16 protein-coding genes are annotated in these 18,057 nt (G+C 69.7%); 6 read left to right on the forward strand and 10 right to left on the reverse strand.

The annotated features are described in order from the left end of the window. Nucleotides 1–636, forward strand: a 636-nt coding sequence (locus A4X17_RS19470; protein WP_064295509.1) for a hypothetical protein, incomplete at its 5' end; no start/stop codon positions are given. Nucleotides 637–846: 210 nt separating this feature from the next. Here the strand turns inward: A4X17_RS19470 and A4X17_RS09895 are convergent. The 4 genes from A4X17_RS09895 to A4X17_RS09910 are packed head-to-tail and all read right to left on the reverse strand — an operon-like array spanning nucleotide 847 to nucleotide 4,717. After that, nucleotides 847–1,650: an ABC transporter ATP-binding protein gene (locus A4X17_RS09895; RefSeq protein WP_064295510.1), complete on the reverse strand. Its 804-nt coding sequence runs from the start codon at nucleotides 1,648–1,650 to the stop codon at nucleotides 847–849. A 1-nt stretch (nucleotide 1,651) separates the two neighbouring features. Next, nucleotides 1,652–2,695: an iron chelate uptake ABC transporter family permease subunit gene (locus A4X17_RS09900; protein WP_064295511.1), complete on the reverse strand. Its 1,044-nt coding sequence runs from the start codon at nucleotides 2,693–2,695 to the stop codon at nucleotides 1,652–1,654. After that, nucleotides 2,692–3,762 carry an iron chelate uptake ABC transporter family permease subunit gene (locus A4X17_RS09905; RefSeq protein ID WP_082916075.1) on the reverse strand — a complete coding sequence of 357 codons (1,071 nt, stop codon included), beginning with the start codon at nucleotides 3,760–3,762 and terminating at the stop codon, nucleotides 2,692–2,694. Before A4X17_RS09905 ends, A4X17_RS09900 begins: the two co-directional genes overlap by 4 nt. Nucleotides 3,763–3,766: 4 nt before the next feature. Then, nucleotides 3,767–4,717, reverse strand: a complete 951-nt coding sequence (locus A4X17_RS09910) for a siderophore-interacting protein (protein ID WP_082916076.1) — start codon at nucleotides 4,715–4,717, stop codon at nucleotides 3,767–3,769. A gap of 122 nt (nucleotides 4,718–4,839) precedes the next feature. Between A4X17_RS09910 and A4X17_RS09915 the strand changes: the two genes are divergently transcribed. From A4X17_RS09915 to A4X17_RS09930, 4 genes are all read left to right on the forward strand, one after another. Beyond that, nucleotides 4,840–7,002 (forward strand): ATP-dependent Clp protease ATP-binding subunit, encoded by a 2,163-nt coding sequence (locus tag A4X17_RS09915; RefSeq protein ID WP_082916077.1) that lies wholly within the window; start codon nucleotides 4,840–4,842, stop codon nucleotides 7,000–7,002. A gap of 224 nt (nucleotides 7,003–7,226) precedes the next feature. Continuing rightward, nucleotides 7,227–8,204 carry a PrsW family glutamic-type intramembrane protease gene (locus A4X17_RS09920; protein WP_064295512.1) on the forward strand — a complete coding sequence of 326 codons (978 nt, stop codon included), beginning with the start codon at nucleotides 7,227–7,229 and terminating at the stop codon, nucleotides 8,202–8,204. Between the two features lie 87 nt (nucleotides 8,205–8,291). Beyond that, a complete protein-coding gene (locus tag A4X17_RS09925; RefSeq protein WP_064295513.1) occupies nucleotides 8,292–8,711 on the forward strand; it encodes a hypothetical protein in 420 nt (139 codons plus the stop codon). A gap of 60 nt (nucleotides 8,712–8,771) precedes the next feature. Continuing rightward, the gene (locus A4X17_RS09930; RefSeq protein WP_231884350.1) at nucleotides 8,772–9,425 is read left to right on the forward strand and encodes a DUF1345 domain-containing protein; all 654 of its coding nucleotides are present in this window, start codon (nucleotides 8,772–8,774) and stop codon (nucleotides 9,423–9,425) included. A gap of 182 nt (nucleotides 9,426–9,607) precedes the next feature. Here the strand turns inward: A4X17_RS09930 and A4X17_RS09935 are convergent, their stop codons facing one another. From A4X17_RS09935 to acs, 3 genes are all read right to left on the reverse strand, one after another. Continuing rightward, nucleotides 9,608–10,204 (reverse strand): hypothetical protein, encoded by a 597-nt coding sequence (locus A4X17_RS09935; RefSeq protein WP_157583438.1) that lies wholly within the window; start codon nucleotides 10,202–10,204, stop codon nucleotides 9,608–9,610. 570 nt (nucleotides 10,205–10,774) lie between these two features. Beyond that, nucleotides 10,775–11,356 carry a nitroreductase family protein gene (locus tag A4X17_RS09940; protein WP_064295515.1) on the reverse strand — a complete coding sequence of 194 codons (582 nt, stop codon included), beginning with the start codon at nucleotides 11,354–11,356 and terminating at the stop codon, nucleotides 10,775–10,777. Between the two features lie 80 nt (nucleotides 11,357–11,436). Next, a complete protein-coding gene (gene acs / locus A4X17_RS09945) occupies nucleotides 11,437–13,533 on the reverse strand; it encodes an acetate--CoA ligase (RefSeq protein WP_064295516.1) in 2,097 nt (698 codons plus the stop codon). 174 nt (nucleotides 13,534–13,707) lie between these two features. Between acs and A4X17_RS09950 the strand changes: the two genes are divergently transcribed. Further along, complete coding sequence (locus A4X17_RS09950) at nucleotides 13,708–14,649, forward strand: NADP-dependent oxidoreductase (RefSeq protein ID WP_064295517.1); 942 nt, start codon at nucleotides 13,708–13,710, stop codon at nucleotides 14,647–14,649. 94 nt (nucleotides 14,650–14,743) lie between these two features. Here the strand turns inward: A4X17_RS09950 and A4X17_RS09955 are convergent, their stop codons facing one another. From A4X17_RS09955 to A4X17_RS09965, 3 genes are all read right to left on the reverse strand, one after another. After that, nucleotides 14,744–15,085: a hypothetical protein gene (locus A4X17_RS09955; RefSeq protein ID WP_139205484.1), complete on the reverse strand. Its 342-nt coding sequence runs from the start codon at nucleotides 15,083–15,085 to the stop codon at nucleotides 14,744–14,746. A 205-nt stretch (nucleotides 15,086–15,290) separates the two neighbouring features. After that, a complete protein-coding gene (gene thrC / locus A4X17_RS09960; protein WP_064295519.1) occupies nucleotides 15,291–16,736 on the reverse strand; it encodes a threonine synthase in 1,446 nt (481 codons plus the stop codon). A 92-nt stretch (nucleotides 16,737–16,828) separates the two neighbouring features. Next, a complete protein-coding gene (locus A4X17_RS09965; RefSeq protein WP_175484424.1) occupies nucleotides 16,829–17,938 on the reverse strand; it encodes a low specificity L-threonine aldolase in 1,110 nt (369 codons plus the stop codon). Between the last annotated feature and the right edge of the window lie 119 nt (nucleotides 17,939–18,057).

Consider the following 18,057-nt stretch of genomic DNA (forward strand, 5'->3'; position numbering starts at 1 on the left):
GGCGGTGGCGGGTCGGCCGAGCTGCCGCCCGGCGTGACCGACGGGCCCAACGGTGAGCGGACGGTCTGCAGCCTCATGCGCCCCGACGAGTGTTACACCTTCACGCCCGGCGACCTCGGCACCGACCTCGGGGCAGCACCCGCCGCGCACCCCGTGACAATCCGCGACGTCGCCAGCTTCGCCCCCGCCGCACCGACCGTCACCACCGAACCCGCCGCCTGGGGTGTCCGCGGGCTCCACGCCAACGTCATCGCAGGTGCCTCCGGACACACCCGAACCGGCACCCTCCTCGGTCAGGTCGCGGAGGTGCACTTCATCCCCGTCGGATTCACCTTCGACTACGGCGACGGCGAGCATGCGACCGTCCGGACCGGTGGATCCAGCTGGGCCGCCCTCGGACTGGCCGAGTTCTCCAAGACCCCGACCAGTCACCGCTACACGACGGTCGGGACCAAGACCATTACCGTCGAGGTCGAGTACGCCGCCGAGTACCGCATCGGTGAGAGTGGCTGGCTCCCCGTCATCGGAACCCTGCCGATCCCGACCGAAGAACCCCACACGGTCCAGATCGTCCGCAACTCGACCGTCGGCGTCGACAAGCCGTGCCGACCCGGCAAACCCGCCATCGGCTGCTGACACCGGCACGCGCCCACCACGGTGAGCGCGCCCCACCGGCGTGAGTGCACCCCTCCGGAGGCCCGCGCTCACGACACCGGGGCGCGCCCACGCCAACAAACCCGCGCTCGCGCCAGCGCACCGCGCTGACGGGCCCGGCAAACCCGCGCCCACGCCAACAAACCCGCGCTCACGCCAGCGCACCGCGCTGACGCCTCCCAGCACCACGGGTCAGTGCGCGCCCATCAACGGGATGACGAGCGGCGTGTGCGACTCGGGGTCGTTGATAATCCGGCAGCGGAGCCCGAAGACCTCCTCGACGAGCTCGGCCGTCACGATGTCCGCCGGCGCACCCTGCGCGACCACGTGTCCGTCCCGCATCGCGATCAGGTGCGTCGCGTACCGCGCCGCCTGGTTGAGGTCGTGCAGGACCGCGACGAGGGTGCGACCACCCTCCTGGTTGAGCCGCGTGAAGAGGTCGAGCAGCTCCACCTGATGCGTGATGTCGAGGAAGGTCGTCGGCTCGTCGAGCAGCAGCAACGGCGTCTCCTGAGCAAGGGCCATCGCCACCCACACCCGCTGGCGCTGGCCGCCGGACAGTTCGTCGACGAGGCGACCGGACAGCTCGGTGACGTTCGTCGCCTCCATCGCCGCGAGCACCGCCGCTTCATCGGCCGCCGACCAGCGTCGGAGGATCGACTGGTGAGGGTACCTGCCGCGCGACACGAGATCGATCACCGAGATGCCGTCGGGCGCGATCGACGTCTGCGGCAGCAGCCCGATGCGTTTCGCGACCTCCTTCGACGGGTAGCGCGTGATCTCCTGACCGTCGAGCACGACGTGCCCCTGGGTCGGCTTCAGCAGCCGGGCGAGGGCACGCAGGAGCGTCGATTTGCCACAGGCGTTCGGCCCGACGATGACCGTGAACGAGTCGTCGGGGATCGCGATGTCCAGCTCGTGGATGATGGTCCGCTGGTCGTAGCCGACGCGGAGGCCTGTCCCGGCGAGTCTGGTGGTGGGGCTGTCGGTCTTCATGTCAGCGCTTTCCCGCCTGCGTGATGAGCAGGGCGATGAGGTAGATGCCACCGAGGGTCACGGTCACCGCACCGACCGGCAGGGCGGCCGGGGCGATGATCCGCTGAGCCACGACGTCACTCACGAGGAGCAACGCCGCGCCCATGGCGGCCGAGGGGACGAGGGTGATGCCGGCGGACTTCGTCAGTCGCCGGGCGAGTTGGGGTGCGGCGAGGGCGACGAAGATGATCGGGCCGGCGACCGCGGTGACGGTCGCGGTGAGCGCGACGCCGATCACGAGCAGCAGCAGCCGCGTGCGCTCGACCGGGATGCCCAGGGCGCTCGCGATGTCGTCGCCGAACTCCAGCATGCCGAGTCGGCGGGACATGAGCGCGAGGAGGGGGACGAGGACCGCGACCGCGATCGTCATGGGCACGACGTCCTGCCACCCGAGGTCGGCGAGCGAACCCATGCTCCAGCTCGCGGCCGCGATGGCGGCGTTGAGGTCCGCCCGCAGCTGCAGGTAGTCGTTGAACGCGTTGAGGACGGCACTGATCGCGATGCCGATCACGATGAGCCGGAAGCCCTGGACGCCCCGAGACCACGCGAGGAGATAGACGACGAGGGCCGTCGCGAGCCCGCCGATCAACGCACCGGACACCGTCGCCGCATAGTTCCCGCCGACGACGAGCGTGACGATGAGCGCGCCGGTGAACGCGCCGGAGTTGAAGCCGATGATGTCGGGACTGCCGAGCGGGTTCCGGGTGATCGACTGGAAGATCGCGCCGGAGAGCCCGAGCGCGATCCCGCCGACGACGGCGATCACGACCCGCGGCAGGCGCCACTCCAAGACGATGCGGAGAACGCTCTCCGAGCCCGTGCCGGTGAACGCGGCGAGCAGCTTGTCGAGCGGGATGCGGTACTCGCCCTGGGTGAGCGCGAAGGCGCCGACCTCGACGACGACGGCGACCAGGGCGCCGACGACGACCAGCTCGCGCCGGTGGACCACCCAGCTGACCCGACCGACCCGCACGGTGCGCCGGCCCGGTTCGGCGACCGCGGTCACAGCCCCTGCGCCTTCGAACGGCGGATGAGCACGATGAGGAGCGGGGCACCCACGAACGCCGTGACGATCCCCACCGGCATCTCGCCGGGGACGGCGACCCGCCCGACGAGGTCGGACAGCAGGAAGATGATCGGCGCGAACACCATCGTGAACGGGAGCACCCAGCGCTGGTCCGGTCCGACGATGGCGCGGGCGAGGTAGGGCGACATGAGTCCGAGGAAGGCGATCGGCCCGGCCGCCGCGGTGGCCGAACCGCACAACAGGGTGATCGCGACCACCGAGAGCACCCGCGTCCGGAGCACCTTCGTGCCGAGGGAGGTCGCGAGGTCGTCTCCGAGGGCGACGGCGTTGAGTGACCGCGAGACGACGAGCGCGAGGACGACTCCGACGATGAGGAACGGCGACACCCCGAGGAACACGTCCATCTGGCGGTTCTGCAGTGATCCAGCCTGCCAGAAGCGGATCTTGTCGAAGATGTCGGGGTTGCGGATCGTGATGGCGAAGGTCACCCCCTGCAGCGCTGCGGAGAGCGCGACGCCGGCGAGCACGAGGCGGACCGGGGTCGCCCCGGCGCGGCCCCGGGAGCCGATCACGTACACGATGACGGAGGCGAGGCCGGCGCCGGCGAAGGACCACCACACGTACGAGCTCAGGTCGGCGGTGCCGGCGATGGCGACGGCGAGCACGACCGCGAAGTACGCCCCGGCGTTGACGCCGAGGATGCCGGGGTCGGCGAGCGGGTTCCGCGTGACGGCCTGCATCATCGCTCCGGCGAGGCCGAGCGCCGCTCCGACGCCGATGGCCAGGAGCATGCGCGGCACCCGGAACCCGGTGACGAGGATCGCATTGGTGTCGTCGCCGCCCAGCGAGAGTGCCCGCCACACCTCGGCGGCACTGATGGTCCCCGAGCCGATGAAGAGGCTGCCGACGGCGATTGTGGCGAGCACGACGAGCGCTGCGACGAGGAGGAGCCAGCGCGAGGCGGTCGATCGGGCGATGCCGGTCGACGCCTCTCGTGCGCGGGCGGCCGCGGTCGGGAGCCGCAGGCTGTCGAGGTCGGCGCTCACCGGCTCATCGGTTGTCTTCGGCCTTGCCGTGTCGCCAGTAGCCCATGAACGCGACCGACTTGCGGTCGACGCCGCACCCGGAGACGAGGTGTCGGCGGAGCGTCTTGATGGCCGACGCCTCTCCGGCGAGCCACGCGTAGAGCGGTGCGCTCTCGAGGACGGGGCCTCCGGTCGCGTTGACCGGCGCTTCCCAGAGCAGCTCGGTGTCGACGTCGACGTCCTCGAGTGCCGGCTGCGTGGCGATCGTGGCGGTGTCGACGCTCGGCGCGAGGCGGCTCGCGATGCGCTCGACCTCGGGGATGAGCAGGGTGCCCACGGGCTGGTCGCCGCGGGGGAGGACGACGACCTCGATCCCGTCGGGCTTCGTGGACAGGGCGGCGATGTCGTCCTCGTGCGGCAGCTCGACGACGGCGATCCCGCGCGCGGTGCTCGGCAGGCGCTCGAGGATCCCGGCGATCCCGGGCAGGGCCGTCTCATCGCCGGCGAGGAGCACCTGGTCGACGGTGGCCGGCGCATGCCAGTCGATGCCGCCGGCCGGGACGGCCGACCGGGCGTTCGGGACGTTGACGACGAGCTCGTCGCCGACCTTCGCGTCCATCGCCCAGGTGGACGCGGGGCCGACGCGGCCGTGCAGGGCGATGTCGACGTCGAACTCGGCGAGCTCGGGCCGGACCTCGCGGATCGTGTACGTGCGCATCGGGTGACGCTTGTCGTTGGGCAGCAGCCGCCAGGCCTGGTACCAGTCGTCGTGCATCGGCAGCTCGTCGAAACCGGTCTCGGGCAGCGGGAAGAGCAGCTTGATGCGCTGGTCGTGACGGTTGTCCGCGATGTGCTGGACCTCGGGGCCCGTGAACGTGAAGCGCCGATAGCTCGGGCTCACCTGCTCGATGCGCCGGACGACGGCTGCGAGGAGGATGAAGATCGAGTCGGGGGTCTGTTCACTGAGGCGAGGCATCGATAGGTAAGCCTACCCTTCGATGCACTGAAGGTCACCCGCCGATCGCACCTTGTCGGCGGGGGGTGGCGGTGGTAAACTTGAGTCAGATTCACTCAAGTTTTGAACAGGAGACCGTACCCATGCCAGCAGGCCAGACGCCTCAGCAAGAGGACCAGCGCAGCGCGCTCGAGCAGTACGGCGTCAACCTGACCGAGATCGCCGCCTCCGGCAAGCTCGATCCGGTCATCGGCCGCGACGCCGAGATCCGCCGCGTGAGCCAGGTGCTCACGCGGCGCACCAAGAACAACCCCGTCCTCATCGGCGAGCCCGGCGTCGGCAAGACCGCCGTCGTCGAAGGCCTCGCCCAGCGCATCGTCGCGGGCGACGTCGCCGAGAGCCTCAAGGGCAAGCAGCTCATCTCCCTCGACCTTTCGGCGCTCGTGGCCGGCGCCATGTACCGCGGGCAGTTCGAGGAACGCCTCAAGGCCGTGCTCAAGGAGATCGACGAGTCCGACGGACAGATCATCACCTTCATCGACGAGCTCCACGTCCTCATGGGTGCCGGCGGCGGCGAGGGGTCCGTCGCGGCGGCCAACATGCTGAAGCCCATGCTCGCCCGCGGCGAGCTGCGGCTGATCGGCGCGACCACGCTCGACGAGTACCGCGAGTTCATCGAGAAGGACGCCGCCATGGAGCGTCGCTTCCAGCAGGTGTTCGTGGGGGAGCCGAGCGTCGAGGACACGGTGGCCATCCTCCGCGGCCTCAAGGAGCGGTACGAGGCGCACCACAAGGTGGCCATCGCCGACAACGCGCTCGTCGCGGCGGCAGCCCTGTCCGACCGCTACATCACGTCGCGGCAGTTGCCCGACAAGGCGATCGACCTCATCGACGAGGCTGCCAGCCGGTTGCGCATGGAGATCGACTCGGCCCCCGTCGAGATCGACGAGCTCCGACGCAGCGTCGACCGTTTGAAGCTCGAGGAGCTCGCCCTCAAGAAGGAGAAGGACGACGCCTCCAAGGAGCGCCTCGCCCGCCTCCGGGAGGACCTCGCGACCCGCCAGGCCGCGCTCGGTGAACTGCAGGCGCGCTGGGAGCGCGAGCGTGCGAGCCTCAACCGGGTCGGCGACCTCAAGAAGCAGCTCGACGCCGCCCGGAGCAAGGCCGAACGCGCCCAGCGCGAAGGCAAGCTCGAACAGGCGTCCAAGCTGCTCTACGCCGACATCCCGCAGCTCGAACGCGAACTCGCGCTCGCGGAGTCGGCCGAGCAGGACACCGACGGCGAACCCCGGATGGTCAACGACCAGGTGACCGCCGAGGACATCGCCGCCGTCATCGCCGCGTGGACCGGCATCCCCGTCGGTCGCCTGTTGCAGGGCGAGACGGAGAAACTGCTGTACCTCGAGCAGGAACTGTCCCGTCGACTCATCGGGCAGCACCGTGCGGTCGCCGCCGTGTCCGACGCCGTCCGGCGCACCCGGGCCGGCATCTCCGATCCCGACCGTCCGACCGGCTCCTTCATGTTCCTCGGCCCCACCGGCGTCGGTAAGACCGAGCTGGCGAAGGCGCTCGCCGAGTTCCTCTTCGACGACGAGAAGGCCATGGTCCGCATCGACATGTCCGAATACGGCGAGAAGCACTCGGTCTCCCGGCTCGTCGGTGCACCTCCGGGGTACGTCGGCTACGAGCAGGGCGGGCAGCTCACCGAGGCCGTCCGTCGACGCCCGTACTCCGTCGTGCTGCTCGACGAGGTCGAGAAGGCGCACCCCGAGGTGTTCGACATCCTCCTGCAGGTGCTCGACGACGGCCGGCTGACCGACGGCCAGGGGCGCACCGTCGACTTCCGGAACGTCATCCTCGTGCTGACGTCCAACCTCGGCTCGCAGTACCTGATGGACGCCTCGCTCTCCCTCGAGCAGAAGGAGGAGGCGGTCCAGCAGCTCGTGCGCCAGGCCTTCAAACCGGAGTTCATCAACCGTCTCGACGACATCGTCGTGTTCCAGCCGCTCAGCGAAGCGGAGCTCGGCCAGATCGTCGAGCTCTACATCGATCGCCTGCAGCGTCGACTGGGCGAGCGTCGGCTGCACCTCGCGGTCACGCCCGATGCGCGTGCGTGGCTCGCGGAGCGCGGATACGACCCCATGTACGGCGCGCGTCCGCTGCGTCGACTCATGCAGCGGGAGATCGACGACCGCCTCGCGCGGGCGATCCTCGACGGCTCGATCCGCGACGGCGACACCGTCCACGTCGGGCTCGCGAGCGACGGCGACGGCCTCACGGTCGAGCGCGCGGTGGTTCCGGCCTAGCCCGGCTGCTTGCGGCCAGCGCGGTGCGCTGACCCCAGCGCAGCCTATCGACGTGAGCGCGCCCCTCCGGAGGGGTGCGCTCACGCGTCTGCCCCGCGCTCACGCGACAGCACCGCGCTGGCAGTGACCCCCGAGTGGGGGAGGAAACCCCTGGTGCCCGACGGATGCCGCGCACTAGCGTGATCCTCGCGGTGGGCCCGGTCGGCGCGCCCTGAGAGGACACGATGTCGCACGCAGCCCCGATCACGACGCCCGAGACCAGCGGCACCGCCGCGCCCCTCTGGCGTCACGCACACGCCCCCGCCTGGTTCTTCTTCGGCGGCCTCGCGCTCTGGCTGTTCCTGCTGTTGGTGCCGCACGTGCTCCTCGGCAACCCGGCAGTGGTCCCCGCGTGGATCCTGCTCGGCTCAGGGCTGGCCGCGTCCACCCTGCTGCTCATCATGGCCCGACGCCTCCAGTCGGGCGACGGCGTCACGACGGCGACGCTCCTCTGGGCGGTGCTGGTCGGAGGCTTCATCGCCATCACGCTCGGCAGCACCTTCGACTCCCTCATCGGCGTCGCCGCGACCGATGCCGGCGAGAACCCGCACGACATCGGGCTCTTCTTCGCCGGGGTCGCCGAAGAACTGGCGAAGATCATCGCCGTCGTGATCGTGGCATGGCGGTTGCCGGTGAAGACCGCCCGGGGTGGTCTCTTCGTCGGCGGTGCCGTCGGCATCGGCTTCGCCGTCCTCGAGAACCTCTGGTACATCGGACAGGGATGGGCGGCCGGCGTCGAAGCATCACAGAAGCTCGCCGCCGGCTCACCACCCCTCGACACCATCCTCACGCACCCGGCGTTCCAGGCGGCCGGAGCCGCGTTCGCCCGGACGATCTTCGACCCGGTCGGCCACCCACTGTGGACGGCGCTGCTCGCCGCCGCGGTGTTCGCCGCTGCACGCAACGGACGGTTCCGGATCACCGTGGGCGTGCTCCTGACCTACCTGCTCGTCGCGGTCATGCACGGCCTGTGGGACGGTAACACCGTGCTCTGGGGGCTGCTGTTCCCGGCCATGCCGGTGCTCAAAGTGCTCGTCGTCCCGGCCATGATCGTGCTCGTCGTCGCCTTCGCGCTCATCTGGCGGGCACAGGCCCGTCGCATCAACCGCGACGCCGGCGTCGTGTCGCTCCACGTTCCGCGTCGCGAGCGCAAGCAGGCCTGACCACCGGAGGCGCGAGACCTGCTGGGATCCGGGCATGCCGGGGAGTAGCGTGAAGCGCACCTGATCCGCGACGCCGAGGAGACACCCATGTTGGGACGCAAGACCTTCGAACAGCGAGAGGTCGACCAGGCGAAGACGATGATCGCCGCGCTGGTCGCCGGACGCGAGACGCTGGCCGAGGCCGGCGCGGACCCGGCAGCGCTGGCCGTGGTCGACCCCGAGTTCTTCACCGGCCTCACCCTCGTGCTCGACCGGCCGTTCGTCCACCGGGTGCGCTCGGTGCTCGGGAAAGGTCCCGGGGCCCTCAACGAGCTCGAACTCATCGTCGCGTCGATCCTCGACCACGACCGGGTGTTCACGGTGGGGACCGTGTTGCAGTACGCCGATGGGGCGTCGTTCACCGGCCTCGTCCCGGGCGAGACGATCCGGCTGAGCGCCGAGCAGTTCGAGCGCCTCGCCGTCGGCGTCTTCGCCGAGTTGGAGGAGTTGTTCGTCGAAGCGGTGTGAGGTGCGGCGTCGGCCGCGAGTCTGCGTCACGCACTCCGCGGACGGTGCCACGATCAGCTCGTGAGCTCATCGACGTCCGGACCGATCGCCCTGCGGCACGGCGCGAAACTCCGCCTGATCCTGTCCGCCGTCATCGGCTTGGGCGTCGGGGTGGCCACTGGCCTGACCTGGTTCTGGGCGGGGGCGATCCTGGCCGGCTGGGGAGCCACGTGCGTCGTCTTCATCGTCTCGCTCTGGGCGCGTATCTGGCGGATGGACCCGGCACGCACGCGCGAGCATGCGACCTCGGAGGAACCCGGACGGACGACGAGCGAGGTCCTCATCGTGCTGGCGAGCGTCGGGAGCCTCGTCGCCCTCAGCGTCGTGATCCTGCAGGCGCGGGCGTCGACCGGCGTCGAACAGGGCCTGCTGGCGGGGTTCTCGGTGCTGAGTGTCGCCATGTCGTGGGCGCTCATCCACACGATCTACACCCTCCGGTACGCACGCATGTACTTCGCTGCTCCGGAGGGCGGCATCGACTTCAACCAGGAGGAGGCGCCCCAGTACAGCGACTTCGCCTACCTCTCGTTCGACCTCGGCATGACCTACCAGGTCTCCGATACGACGCTGCGGTCCAGTGAGCTGCGCCGCACGGTGCTCAAGCACACCCTGCTGTCGTACCTCTTCGGCTCCGTGATCCTCGCGACCGTCATCAACCTCGTCGCGGGGCTGTAGCGGCTCGACGGATACACCCTTCGACCCGCGGTTCCTGAGCCTGTCGAAGGGCAGCGACCAGTTGAGGTGCTCAGGGACCGGTCACGATGACGTGTGACCCAGCGAACGACGACTGCGCAGCCCGGCGGACCGGACTGCGCAGCCCGGCGGACCGGACTGCGCAGCGTGGTGGAACGGGATGATCAACCACCGACCTGCCAGGCCGTCGTTCCCCCGGAAGCATTCGTCGAGTAGTGCAGGCCGATGCCGAGTGTGACAGGGGAACCCTGGAAGAGGATGCTGGCATCGAACCGGTAGAACGCATCCGCGGATGGGTCGGCCGCGGGCTGATCGCACAAGACCCTCTTCACCGCCCATCCGACCGCCCACGATCCTTCGGTGTGACACTCGTGGCTACCACCGATACCCCCATAGGGCCTGATCCATGCGACATCGCCATCCCAGAACGTACGGCCGCGGTGGATCTCCGCAAGTCCTCCTCCGAGATAGGTGTGTGTCCAGTTTCGGTACCAGGCCTCGGGTCCAGCCATGATCCCCGCCGCTCGTGCTTCTTGGATGTCCGCCTGCGTTGCGCGGACGGGGGCGGACTCCTCGACCGTCACTTGTCCTTGACAAATCGAGTAGTCGGCCGCGGATCGAGAGCCACCGGTCGGGCGAATCTCATCGATCTGGTCTACGCAGTGCTCGGATGTCACCTCGACAGTCTCGACGGTTGAGGATTCAGCTGAGGCGGGGCTACCCATCAGAAACGGGATGACGAGAACGGCGGTGGCCGTCACCGTGGTCAATATGCGTCGTGTCATAGGAAATCCTCTCGATACGCGAGCCGGTTGGTCGACCGCCTGATCGAGATATACTTAAATATTTCATATGTGCAAGAGGATTGAGCATGTGAGGATACGCTCGCGGTTGATACGAGTGTGCCTCGTCGTTGGTCTCCTGGCTGCGCCAGTTCAGTTTGGAACGGCGGACGGCGGCTCCGTGGTCGCGGTGTTTCAAGGGGTCGGCGTATGGGCGATAGCACGCCAGTCACGCGGTGCAACGGAGCCGGATACGTCGCGCGATTGGTGGCGTCTGACGGAACGACCTTCGATGAGCGCTCTCGCTGCCCTGCTCGCCGGTCTCGCGACGGTCAGCATGATCGTCTACGGGGCCCACTGGGGCGCGACTGGAGAACTCATCTTGCGATCATGCGTGGGAGCAGCCTTGACTGCGTTGTTCATCGTGTCGGCTGTTGGACTGCGTCGTCACCGGCCTACCTCGAGCGATGACGGATGAGCCCCACGAACCACGACTGCGCAGTCCGGCGGACCGGCCTGCGCAGCGTGGTGGTGCAGGAACCGAGCGGACTACTCCTGGACGATCACGAGGTCGGCGAGCGGACGACGCTCGCGCGGAGCGGTCTCGCGGTCGCGGAGCATGCCCTCGGGCAGGAGTTCCGGGTCGCCGAGCTCGCCGAGCGCGGTGACGGTGAACGGCAGGAGGCCGTCCGGCAGCGAGAACGCCTCGCGGATGCCGTCGGCGGAGAAGCCGGCCATCTGGTGTGCGAACAGGCCGTCGCTGTGGGCCTGGACGCTCAAGTGCGCCATCGCCTGGCCGAGGTCGTAGATGGCCCAGGGACGCTCGTTCCCCTCGTCGTCGACCGTCTCGGCGACGGCGACGATGAGCGCGCCCGCTTGAGCGGCCCACCCTCGGTTGAACGCCACCAGCTGCTCAGCGATCGCGTCGAACGTGGCGGTCCCCTTGGTGCCGACGATGAACCGCCAGGGCTGCACGTTGTTGGCGCTCGGCGACCAACGCGCGGCTTCCAGGGCCGAGGCCATCTTCGCTGCGGCGACGGGTTCGCTCACGAAAGAGCGGGGGCTCCACCGGTCGGCGAGGACGTCGAGGATGGGGGCGTCGGTCTGGGCGGTACGGGTGACGATGGACATGCGGTCTCCAAGCGGAACAAGGGAAGTGGACAGAGGCTGCGTCGCCATTGACGATGGATGCAACTGCATCGATCGAGGCGCTATTCCCGGGTTCGAGGGGTCCGTGCAGCAGTGACGATCTCGGCGATCCGGTGCGGGGCCGCTTCGTCCTGCAGCGACGTCGTGTCGCCGAGGGGCCGCTGGTCGACGATGTCGCCGAGCAGACGCCGCATGATCTTCCCCGAGCGGGTCTTCGGCAGGTCTGGGACCACAAAGACGTCGCGCGGCTTCGCGATCGGGCCGATCTCGTTCGCCACGTGGGAGCGCAGTGCCTCGCGGAGTGCCGCAGAGCGATCCAACCAGTACGCCTCGCCGTCGGCCTCGGGCCCGTGGGACCGCGAGGACGGGATGACGAACGCGGCGATCGCGCTCCCTGTGATCGGGTCGTGCACGCCGACGACGCCGGCCTCGCCCACGTGGGGATGCGACACGAGGGCCGATTCGATCTCGATGGTCGACAGGCGGTGGCCCGAGACGTTGATGACGTCGTCGACGCGCCCGAGGACCCAGATGTCGCCGTCCTCGTCCCACTTCGCGCCGTCGCCGGAGAAGAAGTAGCCCTGCCTCCAGTACTTCGCCCAGTACGAGTCGCGGTAGCGCTCCGGGTTGCCCCAGACCGTGCGTGCGAGCGAGGGCCCGAAGCGGCTGACGACCAGGTACCCGCCGGATCCGTACGGCACCGTCTCGCCGTCCTCGTCGACGACCAACGCCTCCAGGCCGGGGAGTGCGCGACTGCCGGAACCCGGCTTGATCGTGGTCGCGCCGGGGAGCGGTGCGATGACGGCCGACCCCGTCTCCGACTGCCACCAGGTGTCGACGACCGGGGTCTCGCCGCGCCCGATGCGCTCGCGGAACCACATCCAGGCCTCGGGGTTGATCGCCTCACCGACGGTGCCGAGGAGCCGGAGGGTCGAGAGGTCGTACTCGGCGGGCGGCCCCTCGGGGAACCACGTCATGAGGGTCCGGATGAGCGTGGGTGCCGTGTAGTACGTCGTCACGCCGTAGCGCTCGATGATCTCGAAGTGCCGTGCCTGGTGCGGAGTGTTCGGCGTGCCCTCGTAGATCACCTGGGTGAGCCCGTTCGAGAGCGGACCGTAGATCTCATAGGTGTGTGCGGTGACCCAGGCGAGATCGGCGGTGCACCAGTGGACGTCATCGTCCTTGGCGTCGAAGATCGCCCAGTGGGTCCAGGACGCCTGCGTGAGATAGCCGCCAGAGGTGTGGACGAGTCCCTTGGGCTTCCCGGTGGTGCCGCTCGTGTAGATGATGAAGAGCGGGTTCTCCGCATCGAACGCCTCCGCCTCGTGGGTGTCGGCGGCGACACCCACGGTGTCGTGCCACCAGACGTCGCGACCGGGGGTCCAAGGCACGTTCGGCGTCTCGTCGCCCGTGCGTGCGACGACGAGCACGTGCTCGATGGACGGCACACCGTCGACGGCGGCGTCGGCGTTCTGCTTGACGGGCACAGCGGTACCCCGGCGGTACTGGCCGTCGGTGGTGATGAGCAGCTTCGCCTCGGTGTCCTCCACCCGGAAGCGCAGCGCCTCGGCGGAGAACCCACCGAACACGAGGGAGTGGATGGCGCCGATGCGCGCGACGGCGAGGGTGGCGATGACCGTCTCGGGGATGACCGGCAGGTAGATGACGACGCGGTCGCCCTGCCCGATGCCGAGTGCCGTCAGGGCGTTGGCGGCCTTCGCGACCTCGCGCTGCAACTCGGCGTAGGTGATGGAGCGGCGGTCGCCCGGCTCGCCCTCGAAGTGGAGGGCGACCTTGTCGCCTCGTCCGGCATCGACGTGGCGGTCGACGCAGTTGACCGCCACGTTGAGCGTTCCCCCGGCGAACCAGGTGGCGGCGGGGACGGTGAGCTCGGGCTCGGGGTCCGTCGGGTCGGACCCGTCGACCGGTCGGGCCGGGTCCCACGTGTGCGCCGTGTGCCACGGGGTGACCCAGTCGAGGCGTCGGGCCTGCTCCTCCCAGAACGCCACGGGGTCGGCGGCCGCGCGGACCAACTCCTCCGGGCCGACGTTCGCCGTCCGGGCGAGGTCGGCCGGCGGGGCGTAGCTGCGGGTCTCGGCGAGGAGGTTCGCGATGGTGGCGGCGGGCGCCGCGGACGTCGATCCATCAGTGGGAGGCATGCTGCAACGCTACGCGGGAGTCCGGTGCCGGTGCCATCCGCGGGTCATGGGGCGTCACGGTCCGGAGGTTCCGAGGGGCTGTGGAGGAGCGTCGGGAGTAGCCTCGGAGGGCCGCCACGATGCGTGGCGGACGTCGATCAGGGGTGCGCAGGCGCATCTCGGGAAGGGAACGACATGGCGACCGTCATCCAGTACCAGGAGCTCGGCTCGGCCGACGTCCTCGACCTCGTCGAGGTCCCGACGCCTGAGGCGGGTCCCGGCGAACTCGTCGTCGAGGTGCGCGCCGCGGGCGTGAACCCGATCGACTGGAAGCTCCGCAGCGGCCTCCGCGGCGGCGAGCTGCAGGGCACCCGACGCGTCGGGAGCGACGGCGCCGGCGGCGTCGTCGAGGTCGGCGACGGGGTCGACGGCTGGTCCATCGGCGACGAGGTCGTCGTCGTCAACGCCTCCGGGACGTACGCGACCCACGTCGTCGTCACACCCGACCAGATCATCCGCAAACCGGCTGCCATCTCCTTCGAGGAGGCCGCGGCGATCGGCATCCCCGTGAGCACGGCCTATCAAGCACTACGCTCGCTCGGCGTGACCGAGGGGACGACCCTCCTGATCCACGGTGGATCGGGCTCGGTGGGGCACGCCGCCGTGCAGTTCGCCGTGGCTTGGGGAGCGACCGTCGTCGCCACCGCGAGCGAAGGGAACCACGCACGTCTGCGGGAGCTGGGGGCGATCCCCGTCACCTACGGTCCCGGGCTCGTGGAGCGCGTGCGCGAGGCCGCTCCGCAGGGCGTCGACCGCGTACTCGACGCCGTCGGCACCGACGAGGCGCTCGAGGCCTCGTTCGAGCTCGTCGAGGACCGGCAGCACATCGGCACGATCGTCGTCGGCGCGAAGGCGGCCGACCTCGGGATCCAGGCGTGGTCCGGCGGCAACCCGCTCCCGCTCACGGAGCAGGAGCAGGCCTGGCGGGCGGAGGCGATCCCGGCGGTCGCGTCCCTCGTCGAGCAGGGACGGTTCCACTTCGAACTCGGCACCGTCCGGCCGCTCACCGAGGCGGCCGAGGCGCACCGCGAGAGCGAGTCGGGTCACCCGAGCGGGAAGCTCATCCTGGTCCCCTGAGCGCCCTTCGACAGGCTCAGGGACCGGGGGCGTCGACCGGGTTCCTTCGACAGGCTCAGGGACCGGAGCGGCGCCCCCAGGGCGTGACTCCTCGCTACTCCGGGCCCTCGCCGAAGCTGTCGCCGACGGGCGCGCGGTCGGCGAGGTCGTCCTGGTCGTCGAGGTCTTCGACGGCATCCTCGGTGTCCGCGTCGTCGAGTCCGGCGTCGCCGACGATGTCGTCACCACCGACGCCGTCACCGGCGTTGCTCAGACCGCCGTCGCCGGGGGCCGCGTCGTCGGCCGAGCGGTCGACCGCACCGCCGTCGGGAACGACACCGCCGACCGAGCTGTCGGTCTGGTCCTCGCCGGGCACGTGTGCCTGGGCACCTGGGCCGCCGTGGGCGAGGGCTTCACGTTGGGCGTCTGCTGCTGCTGGATCCATGGGATTGCTCATGACGGCAGCGTAGAGCGGACGCCGCATCGCCGCGGGGGCTTGGCTCCGGGTCGCCGGACGCTTATCCTCCGCGCTCCCCGCCGGACCGGACGCGGTGTCGACGGCGCGGTCGGGTGCCCTTCGACAGGCTCAGGGACCGGCGCGGGCTCACGGACCGAGTCGGCTCAGGGATCGGGGCCGGGACAGGCTCAGGGACCGGGGTGGGTCAGCGTCCGGTGTGCTGCGCGATGCTCGCCTTGATGCGGTCGACGTCGGCCGGCACGATCTCGAATCGCTGTTCGAGACCCTCGATGCCCTCGAACGCCTCGGGACGCTCCGGCTCCTCGCCGAGCGCCTCGCGGACGATCTCGGCGAACTTCGCCGGCAGCGCGGTCTCGAGCACGAGCATCGGGACGCCCTCGCGCAGGTGGCGACGGGCGACCGTGACGCCGTCGGCGGTGTGCGGGTCGATCGTGACGCCGTAACGCTCGTGCACGTCGCGGATGGTGGCGACGCGGTCGGCGTGGGTGCTGCGGCCAGAGACGAAGCCGAACTCGCTGATCCGCTCGAACTCGGGCGTCCCGGAGAGGTCGAACCCGCCCTCCTCGTCGAGGGACCGGAACAGCTCACCGAGGCGGGTCGCGTCCTGACCGACGAGGTCGTAGAGGAAACGCTCGAAGTTGGACGCCTTCGAGATGTCCATGCTCGGACTCGACGTGTGGTGCGTCTCGGCCGCCGAGCGCGGGCGGTACACGCCCGTTCGGAAGAACTCGTCGAGGACGTCGTTCTCGTTCGTCGCGACGACGAGCTGGTCGATCGGCAGCCCCATGGAGCGGGCGATGTGCCCGGCGCAGACGTTGCCGAAGTTCCCGGACGGCACCGAGAACGACACCTTCTGGCCCGGACCGTCGGTCGCGAGGAGCCAGCCGTGCACGTAGTACACGACCTGCGCGACGACGCGGGCCCAGTTGATCGAGTTGACCGTACCGACGGCGTGGAGCGCCTTGAACGGAGCGTCCTTCGAGACGGCCTTCACGATGTCCTGGCAGTCGTCGAAGTTGCCCTCGACGGCGAGGTTCACGATGTTGTCGTCCTGGAGACTGAACATCTGCGCGCGCTGGAAGCTGCTCATGCGGCCGTGCGGGCTCAGCATGACGACGCGGATCCCCGTCTTGCCGCGCATGGCGTGCTCGGCCGCGCTCCCGGTGTCGCCGGAGGTCGCGCCGAGGATGTTGAGCTCGTCGCCGCTCTTCGCGAGTGTGTACTCGAAGAGGTTGCCGAGCAGCTGCATCGCCATGTCCTTGAAGGCGAGCGTCGGGCCGTTCGAGAGGCCGAGGAGCTGTAGCTCGGTGCCGCCCTCCTCACCGAGGGTGCGCAGCGGGGTGATGAGCGAGGCGTCGTCGCCGGCGCGGCCGTTCGAGTACACCTCGGCGGTGTAGGTGCGACGGGTGATGTCCTGGAGGTCGGCGGCGGGGATGTCGTCGGCGAACTTCGACAGCACGGCGAACGCGAGGTCGGCATAGGACAGCTCGCGCCACGACTCGAGCTCCTCAGCGGTCAGCTGCGGGTACTCGGCCGGGAGGTACAGGCCGCCGTCCGGGGCGAGCCCGCCGAGGAGGATGTCCGAGAAGTGCTGGGGCAGATCGTGGCCCCGCGTCGACTGATAGTGCATGACCGTCTCTCTCATCCGGTTGGAAGCCCGATCTCCAACCTTGCCATATCGGGGGTCGACGCGCAGAGGCCCGCCGGCATCGTGACCGGCCGCTACGCGCGGGCGAGTTCCTTGCGGATCGCGGCGACGAACGCGTCGATGTCGTCCTCGGTGGTGTCGAACGAGCACATCCAGCGGACCTCGCCCTTCGCCGCGTCCCAGTCGTAGAAGCGGAAGCGTTCCCGCAAGCGGTCGGGGACGCCCGCGGGAAGGGTCGCGAACACGGCGTTGGCCTGGGTCGGCTGGCTGAAGCCGAGTCCCGGTGCCTCGCCGGCCGCGATGAGCGCTTCGAGGGAGCTGCGGAGGCGCGCGGCCATCGCGTTGGCGTGGGTCGCGGAGCGGAGCCAGAGCCCGTCGCCACCGTCGGCCGCCGGCTCGAGCAGGGCGATGAGCTGCGCCGCACCGAAGCGCATCTTCGACGCCAGCTGCATGTTGAGCTTCCGGAGGTAGACGAGGCCCTCCGATGCCGACGGTTCGAGGACGACGATGGCCTCGCCGAACATGAGTCCGTTCTTCGTCCCGCCGAAGGACAGCACGTCGACGCCGGCATCGGCGGTGAACGCGCGCAGCGGGACGCCGAGGGCTGCTGCGGCGTTGGCGATGCGGGCTCCGTCGAGGTGCAGCTTCATGCCGTGACCGTGCGCGTGGTCGGCGATCGCGCGGATCTCCTCGGGCGTGTACAGGGTGCCGAGCTCGGTGGTCTGCGTGATCGAGACGACGAGCGGCTGTGCACGGTGCTCGTCGCCCCAGCCCCACGCCTCGCGGTCGATGAGGTCGGGCGTGAGCTTGCCGTCGGGGGCGTCGACCGTCAGGAGCTTGATGCCACCGACCCGCTCCGGCGCGCCGCCCTCGTCGGAGTTGATGTGCGCGGTCGACGCCGAGATGACGGCACCCCAGCGCGGGAGCATGGACTGCAGGCCGACGACGTTCGCGCCGGTGCCGTTGAAGACGGGGAACACGGCGACGTCGCGGCCGAAGTGATCAGCGAAGACCTCGTGCAGCCGACGGGTGTAGTCGTCCTCGCCGTAGGCGATCTGGTGGCCGCCGTTGGCCGCCGCGAGGGCGTCGAGGATCTCGGGGTGGACGCCGGAGTAGTTGTCGGAGGCGAAGCCGCGGATGCTGGTGTCATGCAGAGAATCGGTCACTGATCCATCCTCGCGCATGCCACACGCAGCTTCCGTGCATCGCGGGCCGACTTCCTGCGCGTCCGACCCGGTGTCGTCGGTCTCCCCACCTCAGGAGTGTCTCGGCGTGGCGGCCGGTGCGCGCGGCCGACACGCCG

Origin of the sequence: Plantibacter sp. H53 (assembly GCF_001650455.1) — a bacterium.
Taxonomy (GTDB): Bacteria; Actinomycetota; Actinomycetes; order Actinomycetales; family Microbacteriaceae; genus Plantibacter; species Plantibacter flavus_A.